This is a genomic window from Kitasatospora sp. NPDC054768, assembly GCF_053612025.1.
Map to the genome: position 1 here is coordinate 16601 of NZ_JBSHBN010000118.1, position 12045 is coordinate 28645.

1 protein-coding gene is annotated in these 12045 nt (G+C 76.6%); it reads left to right on the plus strand.

The window, feature by feature from the left end:
* Positions 1-8: 8 nt before the first annotated feature.
* The coding region (locus ACWGKU_RS28705) for a type I polyketide synthase (protein ID WP_452191621.1) at positions 9-12045 on the plus strand (12037 nt) is incomplete at its 3' end.

The following is a 12045-nucleotide window of genomic DNA, read 5'->3' on the forward strand; positions in this document are numbered from 1 at the left end:
AGAAATCGATGAACACCCGCGGTGACAAGGCGGTCGAAGCACTTCGGGCCTCCCTCAAGGAGGTCGAGCGCCTGCGCAGGCAGAACCGGGAGATCCAGGCGGCGGCCCGCGAGCCGATCGCGATCGTCGCACTGGGCTGTCGGCTGCCGGGCGGCGTCACCGGCCCGGAGGACCTGTGGCGGCTGGTCGCGGACGGCACCGACGCGATCGGCGGGTTCCCGACCGACCGCGGCTGGGAGGAGTCCTTCCCCGGCAGCCGCGACTACGCCCGCCGGGGCGGCTTCCTCGGCGACGCGACCGGGTTCGACGCCGAGCTGTTCGGCATCAACCCGCGCGAGGCGCTGGCGATGGACCCGCAGCAGCGGCTGCTGCTGGAGGTCGCCTGGGAGACCTTCGAACGGGCGGGCATCGATCCCCACTCGGTGACCGGCACGGCGACCGGCGTCTTCGTCGGCGCCTCCCCGTCCGGCTACGACGGAGCCGGACGGCTCCCGGAGAACACCGCGGGATACCACCTGACCGGCACCGCGAGCGGGGTGCTCTCCGGCCGGCTCTCGTACGTGTTCGGGCTGGAGGGCCCGGCGGTCACCGTGGACACCGCGTGCTCCTCCGCGCTGGTGGCGCTGCACCTGGCGGTCCAGTCGCTGCGCCAGGGAGAGTGCGGCCTGGCCCTGGTCGGCGGCGTCGCGGTGATCAGCACCCCGGCGGCCTTCGCCGAGTTCGGCAAGCAGGGCGGCCTGGCCGCCGACGGCCGCTGCAAGTCCTTCGCGGCGGCGGCGGACGGCACCGGCTGGTCCGAGGGCGTCGGCGTCCTGCTGCTGGAACGGCTCTCCGACGCCCGCCGCAACGGGCACGAGGTGCTGGCGGTGGTGCGGGGCAGCGCGGTCAACCAGGACGGCGCCTCGAACGGTCTGACGGCGCCGAACGGTCCCTCGCAGGAGCGGGTGATCCGGCAGGCGCTGGCCAACGCCCGGCTGGAGGCGGCCGACGTGGACGCCGTGGAGGCGCACGGCACCGGAACCCGCCTCGGCGACCCGATCGAGGCCGAGGCGCTGCAGGCCGTCTACGGCCGGGGCCGTACGGCCGACCGGCCGCTGCTGCTCGGCTCGCTGAAGTCCAACGTCGGCCACACCCAGGCCGCCGCCGGCGCGGTCGGCGTGATCAAGAGCGTGCTGGCGCTGCGCAACGGCGTGCTCCCGGCCACCCTGCACGTGGACGCGCCCACCCCGCACGTCGAGTGGACGGGCGGCGGCGTCGAGCTGCTGACCGAGGCCCGGCCCTGGCCGCAGGCGGAGCGGACCCGACGGATCGGCGTCTCCGCGTTCGGCGTCAGCGGTACCAACGCCCATGTGCTCATCGAGGAGAGCCCGGCCGAGGCCGAGCCGCGGACGGAGCCGGAGGCGCCCGGGCAGGGCGTCCGCCCGGTGGCGTGGCCGGTGTCGGCGCAGAGCGCGCAGGCGCTGCGGGGCCAGGCGGCGCGGCTGGCCGAGCGGTTCGGGCCGGACGTGGACGCGGGCGACGCGGCGTGGTCCCTGGCGACGACCCGGGCCGCGCTGGCCCACCGCGCGGTGGTGCTGGGCACCGGTGGCCGTGAGGGGCTGCTGGATGGCCTCGGCGCGCTGGCGGACGGGCGTCCGACGGGCGGCGTGGTCGCGGGTGTCGCGGTGGAGGGGCGGACGGCGTTCCTGTTCACGGGGCAGGGTGCGCAGCGGGTCGGCATGGGCCGGGAGTTGTACGAGGCGTTCCCCGCCTTCGCGGCGGCGTTCGACGCGGTCTGCGCGGAGTTGGACGGGAGGCTCGGGCGGTCGGTGCGGGAGGTCGTCTTCGCGGGTGCGGAGGATCTGGACCGTACGGTGTGGGCGCAGGCGGGGCTGTTCGCGGTCGAGGTGGCGTCGTTCCGGTTGCTCGAATCCTGGGGTGTGGCGCCCGACTTCCTGCTCGGGCACTCGATCGGCGAGATCGCGGCCGCCCATGTGGCGGGCGTGTTCTCGCTGGCGGACGCCTGTGCGCTGGTGGCGGCGCGCGGTCGGCTGATGGACGCGTTGCCGAGCGGCGGCGCGATGCTCGCCGTTCAGGCCGCCGAGGCCGAGGTCCGCGACGCGATCGGCGACCGGCTGGACGTCGCGGCCGTCAACGGCCCGACCTCGGTGGTGGTTTCGGGTCCGGCGGAGGTGGTGGAGGAGTTCGCGGCCCGCTGGTCGGCCGAGGGTCGCAAGATCCGCCGGCTGACCGTCTCGCACGCCTTCCACTCGGCCCTGATGGAGCCGATGCTCGCCGAATTCTCGGCCGTCCTGGCGGAGTTGACCTTCGCCGAGCCGCAGGTCCCGATCGTGTCGAACCTGACCGGCGGGATCGCCGAGCCGGGGCTGCTCGACACCTCCGAGTACTGGGTGCGTCAGGTCCGGGAGGCCGTCCGTTTCGCCGACGGCGTCGAGGCCCTGCACCGCGAGGGCGTGACCCGCTACGTCGAGCTGGGCCCGGACGCCGTGCTGTCGGCTCTGGTCGGGCAGCAGGCGGCCGAGGGTGTGGTCGCCCCGCTGATGCGCCGTGACCGCGCGGAGTCCGAGACCGCGCTGACCGCGCTCGCCACCCTGTGGACGACCGGCGCCGAACTCGACTGGCGGTCCGTGCTGTCGGCCGGGCGCCGCCTCGACCTGCCGACGTACGCCTTCCAGCGCGAGCGCTACTGGCCCGACGTCCCGCTCGACGTGCCCGGCTCGGCCGAGGATGCCCGCTTCTGGGCGGCCGTGGAGCGCGCCGACGTCCCGGAGCTGGCCGCCACCCTGCGGCTGTCGGACACCCCGGAGGTGCTGGACGGCGTCGTCCCGGCGCTCTCCGCGTGGCGGCGCTCGCGCCGCCAGGAGGCGGTGGTCGACTCCTGGCGCTACCGGGTGGAGTGGCAGCCGCTGCCGCTGCCGGACGCCGCCGGGCCGAACGGCACCTGGCTGCTCGCCACCGCGGACGAGTCCGCGGCCGCCGAGGACGTGGCCGCCGCGCTGCTGGCCGCCGGTGCGCGGGTCACCCGGCTGCCGCTGACCGGGGACCGGCCCGCTCTCGCCGGGCGGTTGGCCGCCGAGGACTTCGCCGGCGTGGTGTTCGTGGCCGGTTCGGCCGCCGCGGGCCTTCCGGTGCCCGCCGACCTCGGCGCCCTGCTGCTGCTGGTCCAGGCACTCGGGGACGCGGGCTCGCAGGCTCCGCTCTGGTGCCTGACCCGGGGCGCGGTGTCGACCGGGGACGAGGACCTGTCGCCGACCCCCGAGCAGTCCCTGCTGTGGGGCCTCGGCCGGGTCGCGGCGCTCGAACACCCCGGCCGCTGGGGCGGGTTGGTCGACCTGCCGGAGACCGTCACCGCCGAGGAGGGCCGCCGGCTGGCGGCGCTGCTCGCGGGTGCGGGCGGGGAGGACCAGCTGGCCCTGCGCGGGGCGCGGGTGCTCGGCCGCCGGGTGGTCCGGGCGCCGCTGCCCGGGGCGCCCGCGGCGGAGTGGAGCACCGACGGCACCGTCCTGATCACCGGCGGCACGGGCGCCCTCGGCGGGGACGTGGCGCGCTGGCTGGCCGGGCGGGGCGTGCCGCACCTGCTGCTGACCAGCCGCCGCGGCCCGGCCGCGCCGGGAGCGGACGAGCTGGTGGCCGAACTGACCGCGCTGGGCACCCGGGTGACCGTCGCCGCCTGCGACGTGACCGACCGGGAGGCGCTGTCCGGGCTGCTGGCCGGGATCCCGGCCGAGCACCCGCTGAGCGGCGTGGTGCACACCGCCGGGGTCGGCGCGCCGGGCCCGTTGATGGAGACCGACGCCGAGGCCGTCGCCGAGGTGATCGGCGGCAAGGCCGCCGGGGCCGCGCTCCTGGACGAACTGGCCGGGGACGTCGACCTGTTCGTGGTCTTCTCCTCCATCGCCGCCACCTGGGGCAGCGGCGGCCAGGGCGCCTACGCGGCCGGGAACGCCTTCCTGGACGCGCTGGTGGAGGCCCGGCGGGCCCGCGGCCTGGCCGGGACCTCGGTCGCCTGGGGCCCGTGGGCCGAGGCCGGCATGGCCGCGGACGCCGGCTTCGAGGACTACCTGCGCCGCCGCGGCCTGTCCGCGCTGGACCGTACGGCGGCGATCCGGGCGCTGGCCGGGGTCGTCGACCGGGACGAGGGCTGCGTGGCCGTCGCGGACGTCGACTGGGAGCGGTTCGGGCCCGCCTTCCTCTCCGGCCGGCCCAGCCCGCTGCTGAGCGGCCTGGCCGACCTGGCCGACGCGGCCGGGGACACCGGATCGTCCGCCCCCTCCTCGGAGTTGCGGGAATCGCTCGCCGCCGCGCCCGAGGGGGAGCGGTCCCGGCTGCTGCTGGAGGTGGTCCGGGACCGCACCGCGCTGGTGCTGGGACGCCCGTCGACCGAGGCGGTGGCGCCGCGACGCGCCTTCCGCGACCTGGGCTTCGACTCGCTGACCGCCGTGGAGCTGCGCAACCGGCTCGGCGCGGAGACCGGCCTGAAGCTGGCGGCGACGCTGGTCTTCGACCACCCGACGCCGGCCGCGCTGACCGAGTACCTGCTCGGCGAGCTGTTCGGCACCCCCGACGAGGCCCGGCCGACGCGCCCGGTGGCGGCCGCGGCGGACGACGAGCCGATCGCGATCGTCGGCATGAGCTGCCGCTACCCGGGCGGGGTCCGCTCGGCCGAGCAGCTGTGGGCGATGGTCACCGAGGGCCGGGACGGCGTCACCGGGTTCCCCACCGACCGCGGCTGGCCCGAGGGCGGCGGCTACGTCCGGCGCGGCGGCTTCGTCGAGGACGCCACCGACTTCGACGCCGGCATGTTCGGCATCTCGCCGCGCGAGGCCCTCGCGATGGACCCGCAGCAGCGCCTGGTGCTGGAGACGGCCTGGGAGGCGTTCGAGAACGCGGGCATCGACCCGTACTCCCTCGGCCACTCGTCCACCGGCGTGGTGATCGGCGCCTCCGCCTCCGGATACGGCCTCGGCATGGAGATGCCCGCCAACGTCGAGGGCCACCTGCTCACCGGCACCGTCAGCAGCGTGCTGTCCGGCCGGATCGCGTACACCTTCGGCCTGGAGGGCCCCGCGGTCACCGTGGACACGGCCTGTTCCTCCTCGCTGGTCGCCCTGCACCTGGCCGCCCAGTCGCTGCGCCGCGGCGAGTGCGAGCTGGCGCTCGCCGGCGGTGTCGCCGTGATGGTCTCCCCGGGGGTGTTCGCCGAGTTCGACAAGCAGAACGGCCTGGCGGCCGACGGCCGGTGCAAGGCCTTCGCGGCCGCCGCCGACGGCACCTCCTGGGCCGAGGGCGTCGGCATCCTGGTGCTGGAGCGGCTGTCCGAGGCGCGCCGCAACGGCCACCAGGTGCTCGCGGTGATCCGCGGCAGCGCCATCAACCAGGACGGCGCCTCCAACGGCCTCGCCGCGCCCAACGGGCCCGCCCAGCAGCGGGTGATCCGGCAGGCCCTGGCCAACGCCGGACTGACCGCCGCCGAGGTGGACGCCGTCGAGGCGCACGGCACCGGCACCCGGCTCGGCGACCCGATCGAGGCGCAGGCACTGCTCGCGACCTACGGCCAGGAGCGCGCCGGTGAGCCGCTCTGGCTCGGCTCGGTGAAGACCAACATCGGCCACGCCCAGGCCGCCGCCGGCGTGGCGGGCGTGATCAAGATGGTGCAGGCGCTGCGCAACGGCCTGCTGCCCGCCACCCTGCACGTGGACCGGCCGTCCCCGCACGTGGACTGGTCGGCCGGGGCGGTGGAACTGCTCACCGAGGCCCGGCCGTGGCCGGAGCTCGACCGGCCGCGCCGGGCGGCGGTGTCCTCCTTCGGGATCAGCGGCACCAACGCCCACGTCATCCTGGAGTCCGTGCCGGTCGTCGGGACCGTGGAGCCCGAGGCCGCCGAGGGCCCCCAGCCCTGGCTGCTGTCGGGCCGCACCCCGGCCGCGCTCACCGAGCAGGCCGAGCGGCTGCGGGAGTTCGCGGCCGCGCGCCCCGAGCTTGCGGGGCCGGAGGTGGCCCGCTCGCTGCTGTCCCGGGCCGCCCTGGAGCACCGCGCCGTGGTGCTGGGCGCCGACCGGGCCGCCCTGCTGGACGGCCTGGGCACCCTCGACGGCGAGGGCGTCGTGAAGGGCCGGGCGGTTCCCGGTGACGTGGTGTTCGTCTTCCCGGGCCAGGGTTCGCAGTGGCTCGGTATGGGGCGTGAACTGGCCGACTGGTCACCGGTGTTCGCGGCCCGGTTGGCCGCGTGCGAGGCGGCGCTGGCGCCGTACACCGACTGGTCGCTCACCGAGGCCCTGGACGACGAGGAGCTGCTGTCCCGGGTGGACGTGGTCCAGCCGGTGCTGTGGGCGGTGATGGTGTCGCTGGCCGAGGTGTGGCGGGCGCACGGTGTGCAGCCCTCGGCGGTGATCGGTCACTCGCAGGGTGAGATCGCTGCGGCGGTGGTGGCTGGTGCGCTGTCCGTCGAGGACGGCGCCAAGGTGGTCGCGTTGCGCAGCCGGGCGCTGATCGAACTGGCCGGTGACGGCGGGATGGTGTCCGTCGCGGCGGGCAGCGCGGTGGTCGAGGAACTGATCGTCGGCTTCGACGGCCGGATCTCGGTGGCCGCGTTCAACGGCCCGTCCTCGACGGTGGTGTCGGGCGAGCCCGGCGCGCTGGACGCGCTGCTGGCGCTCTGCGAGGAGAGCGGGGTGCGGGCCCGCCGGATCCCGGTGGACTACGCCTCGCACTCCGCCCAGGTGGAGCGGGTGCGCGAACGGGTCCTGACGGAGCTGGCCGGGATCAGCCCGACCACGTCCACGGTGCCGCTCTACTCGACGCTGACCGGTGAGCCGATCGACACCGCGCGGATGGACGCCGGGTACTGGTACGACAACCTGCGCTCCACCGTCCTGTTCGAGCAGGCCACCCGCGCCCTGCTCGCCGACGGCCGCTCGGTGTTCGTCGAGTGCAGCCCCCACCCGGTGCTGACCGTCGGCGTGCAGGAGAGCGCCGACGCCGCCGGCGCCGACGCGGCCGCGCTGGGCACGCTGCGGCGCGACCGGGGCGGCCCCGAGCAGCTGCTGACGGCCCTCGCCGAGGCCTGGACCGCCGGCGCGTCCGTCGACTTCACCCCGGTCGTGCCCGCGGGCCGCCGGGTCGAGCTGCCCAGCTACGCCTTCCAGCGGGAGCGGTACTGGCCGCGGGCCGTGGTCGCCGCGGGCGACCTGAGCACGGTCGGCCAGGTCGTCACCGAGCACGCCCTGCTGGGCGCCGCCGTCCCGCTGCCCGGCGGAGCCCTGGTCCTGACCGGACGGCTGAGCGCGGCCGGCCAGGACTGGCTGGCCGACCACGCGGTGCACGGCGACGTGCTGGTGCCGGGCACCGCCTTCGTGGAGATGGCGCTGACCGCCGGTGAGCGGGCCGACTGCGCCCTGCTGTCCGAACTGGTGCTCCAGGCGCCGCTGGTGCTGCCCGCCCAGGGCGGCGTCGCGGTCCAGGTGAGCGTGGGCACCGCCGACGACACCGGCAGCCGGACCTTCGAGGTGTTCTCCCGCCCGGACGCCGCCGGCACCGAGCTGGTCCGTCACGCCACCGGCGTCCTCGCCCCGGCCGCCACCGCCCCGCAGGGCGGCCCCGACCTCGCGGTCTGGCCGCCCGTCGGGGCCCGGTCGGTCGAGGTCGAGGGCTTCTACCAGGCGCTCACCGAGGCCGGTTACGGCTACGGCCCCGCCTTCCAGGGCCTGCGCGCCGCCTGGCGCGACGGCAGCACCGTCTACGCCGAGGTCGCCCTGCCCCAGGACGTCCGGGCCGACGGCTTCGGCGTGCACCCCGCACTGCTGGACGCCGCCCTGCACGCCATCGGCCTCACCGCCGACCCCGCCGCCGGCACCCGCCTGCCGTTCTCCTTCGACGGCGTCCACCTCCGGGCCACCGGGGCCACCGTGCTCCGGGTCGCGCTGACCGTCCGCGCGGACGGCGTCGCCCTGCACGCCGCCGACCCCACCGGCGCGCCGGTGATCGACATCGCCTCGCTGACCCTGCGCGAGGTCGCCGCCGCGACGCTGCGGCGGGCCGGCGAACGCGCCGTCCACGACGCCCTGTTCACCGTCGACTGGACCCCGCTGGCGCAGCCGGCCCCGGCCCGGCCCGACGCCTCGGACTGGCGGGGGATCGACGCCGTCGAGGACGGCGCGACGCCCCCGGTGGTCGTGCTGACCCTGCCGCCCGCCGCATCCGACGGCGGACCGGCCCTGGCCGTCCGCCGGACCACCACCGAAGTCCTGCGCACCGTCCAGGAGTTCCTCGCCGCCGACCGCTTCGCCGACACCCGGCTGGTGGTCGTCACCTGCGGCGCCGTCCCGGCCGCCCCCGGGCAGCCGGTGACCGACCTGGCCGGCGCGGCCGTGTGGGGCCTGCTGCGCTCCGCCCAGTCGGAGCACCCCGGCCGCGTGCTGCTGCTGGACCGCGACCCGGCCGGCCAGGACGCCGACTGGCAGGCCTGGGCCACCGTCCAGGACGAACCGCAGCTCGCCCTGCGCGAGGGCGGGGCCCGCGCCCCCCGGCTCGTCCGGCAGAGCGCCGCCCACGGCCTCACCGCCCCCGACGGGCCCGGCGCCTGGCGCCTGGACGTCACCGAGGAGGGCACTCTGGAGGCCCTCGCCCTGGTACCCGCCGCCGAGGCCGACGCCCCGCTGGGCGCCGACCAGGTGCGGATCGGCGTCCGCGCGGCCGGCGTGAACTTCCGCGACGTGCTGCTCGCGCTCGGCATGTACCCCGAGCGCGCCGTGATGGGCGCCGAGGCCGCGGGTGTGGTGACCGAGGTCGGCGCCGCCGTCACCGATCTGGCCGTCGGCGACCGGGTGTTCGGCCACTTCGACGGCGGCGGCCTCGCCGACCGGGCGGTCACCGACCGGCGGCTGCTGGCCCGGATCCCGGCCGGCTGGACCTTCACCGAGGCCGCCTCGGTGCCCGTCGTCTTCGTGACCGCCTACTACGGGCTGGTGGACGTGGCCGCGGCCCGGCCCGGCGAGTCGGTGCTGGTGCACGCGGCGGCCGGCGGCGTCGGCATGGCGGCCGTCCAACTGGCCCGGCACCTGGGCCTGGAGGTGTACGGCACCGCCAACCCCGGCAAGTGGGACGCGCTGCGCGCGGCCGGTCTGGACGACGCCCACATCGCCTCCTCCCGCGACCTCGCCTTCGAGGAGTCGTTCCGCACCGCCACCGGCGGACGCGGCGTGGACGTGGTGCTGAACTCGCTGGCCGGCGAATTCGTCGACGCCTCACTGCGGCTGCTCGCCGAGGGCGGGCGCTTCGCCGACATGGGCAAGGCCGACCCGCGCGACGCCGAGCAGGTCGCCGCCGACCACCCCGGCGTGCGCTACCGGGCGTTCAACCCCGCGGAGGCGGGCCCGGAGCGGGTCCGGGAGATCACGGCGGAGATCATCGGCCTGTTCGAGTCCGGTGCGCTGCGGCTGCTGCCGATCACCGCGTGGGACGTCCGCGAGGCGCCCGCCGTGTTCCGGCACATCAGCCAGGCCAAGCACGTCGGCAAGAACGTGGTCACCGTCCCGGCGCCGCTCGACCCCGAGGGCACCGTGCTGATCACCGGCGGTACCGGCACCCTGGGCGGGCTGCTGGCCCGCCACCTGGTGGCCGGGCACGGCGTGCGGCACCTGCTGCTGCTCAGCCGGCGCGGCGCCGACGGCCCGGGCGCGGCCGAACTCGTCGCCGAGCTGCGGGACTTGGGGGCCGAGACGACCGTCGCGGCCTGCGACGCCGCCGACCGCGAGGCGCTGGCCGCGGTGCTCGCCGCGATCCCCGCCGAGCACCCGCTCACCGGCGTGATCCACGCGGCCGGCACCCTGGACGACGGCGTGTTCGACGCGATGACCCCCGAGCGGGTCGAGGCCGTCCTGCGGCCCAAGGTCGACGCCGCCGTCAACCTGCACGAGCTGACCGCCGACCGCGACCTCGCGATGTTCGTGCTGTACTCCTCCGCCTCCGCCACCTTCGGCACCGGCGGCCAGGCCAACTACGCGGCGGCCAACGCCTTCCTGGACGCCCTCGCCTCCCACCGGCGCGCCCTCGGGCTGCCCGCCCAGTCACTGGCCTGGGGCCTGTGGCAGGAGGCCAGCGAGATGACCCGGCACCTGAACCCGGGCGCCGACGCGCGGACCGACAAGCTCGGCACCGCCCTGGACAGCGGACAGGGCCTCGCCCTCTTCGACGCGGCCACCGCCCTGCCCGCCCCGCACCTGGTGCCGGTCGCCCTGGACCGCACCGGCGGCGGCGAGGTCCCGGCCCTGCTGCGCGGCCTGATCCGGCCCGCGGTGCGCCGCGCCGCCGAGCGCGAGGCCGGCGACACCGGCACCCTGGCCGGACAGCTGCGCAACGCCTCCGCGAGCCGGCGCCGGCAGATCCTGCTCGACCTGGTCCGCGGCAACGCCGGCACCGTGCTCGGCTACGCGGACGCCGAGGCGATCGGCGCCCGGCAGGCCTTCCGCGACCTCGGCTTCGACTCGCTGACCGCGGTCGAACTGCGCAACCGGCTCAACGCCGCGACCGGCCTGCGGCTGCCCGCCACCACGGTGTTCGACCACCCGAACCCGACCGCGCTCGCCGACCACCTGGCCACCAGGCTGCTGGGCGAGAGCGCCCCGGCCCCCGCCGTCGCCACGCCGGCGCCGACGGCCGACCCCGGCGAGCCGATCGCGATCGTCGGCATGGCCTGCCGCCTGCCCGGCGGCGTCGCCTCCCCGGCCGACCTGTGGCGGCTGGTGGCCGCCGGCGAGGACGGCACCGCCGCCTTCCCGACCGACCGCGGCTGGCCCCTCGACGTGGCGCACGGACAGGCCGCCCGGGGCGGATTCGTGGACGGCGCCACCGAGTTCGACGCGGGCCTGTTCGGGATCTCGCCGCGCGAGGCGCTGGCGATGGACCCGCAGCAGCGCCTGCTGCTGGAGACCGCCTGGGAGGCCTTCGAGGATGCCGGCATCGTGGCCGCCGACCTCGGCAACCGCTCCACCGGCGTCTTCGTCGGCGCGGCGGCGTCCCACTACGGCCTCGGCATGCAGATCCCGGACAGCGCGCTCGGCCACCTGATGACCGGCAGCGCGACCAGCATCGCCTCCGGCCGATTGGCCTACGTGTTCGGGCTGGAGGGCCCGGCCATGACGGTGGACACCGCCTGCTCCTCCTCGCTGGTGGCGCTGCACCTCGCGGTGCGGGCGCTGCGCGGCGGCGAGTGCGACCTGGCGTTGGCGGGTGGCGTGACCACCCTCGCCACGCCCGGCGTGATCACGGAGTTCGACCGCCAGGGCGGACTGGCCTCGGACGGGCGCTGCAAGGCCTTCTCGGCCGACGCCGACGGCACCGGGATGTCCGAGGGGGTCGGCCTGCTGCTGGTCGAGCGGCTGTCGGACGCCCGGCGCAACGGGCACCAGGTGCTCGCGGTGGTCCGGGGGAGCGCGGTCAACCAGGACGGTGCGTCCAACGGCCTCACCGCGCCGAACGGGCCCGCGCAGGAGCGGGTGATCCGGCAGGCACTGGCCGACGCCCGCCTGGAGGCGGCCGAGGTGGACGCGGTGGAGGCGCACGGGACGGGGACCCGGCTCGGGGACCCGATCGAGGCGCAGGCGCTGCTGGCCACCTACGGCCGGGGCCGTGGCGACGAGCCGCTCTGGCTGGGCTCGATCAAGTCGAACATCGGGCACACCCAGGCCGCGGCCGGTGTGGCGGGTGTGATCAAGATGGTGCAGGCGATGCGGCACGGGACGCTCCCGGCCACCTTGCACGCCGAGCAGCGGACCTCCGAGGTGGACTGGTCGGAGGGCGCGGTGGAACTGCTCACCGAGGCCCGGCCGTGGCCGGCGGCGGAGCGTCCGCGCCGGGCGGGTGTGTCGTCCTTCGGGATCAGCGGCACCAACGCCCATGTGGTGCTGGAGCAGGCGCCGGCCGAGGAGGCGGCGCCGGTCGGCGAGGTGACGGGGCCGACGCCGTGGGTGGTGTCGGCGCAGAGCGCCGGGGCGCTGAAGGCCCAGGCGGCCCGCCTCGCAGGGGAGTTGGAGTCCGGGGCGTGGGTGT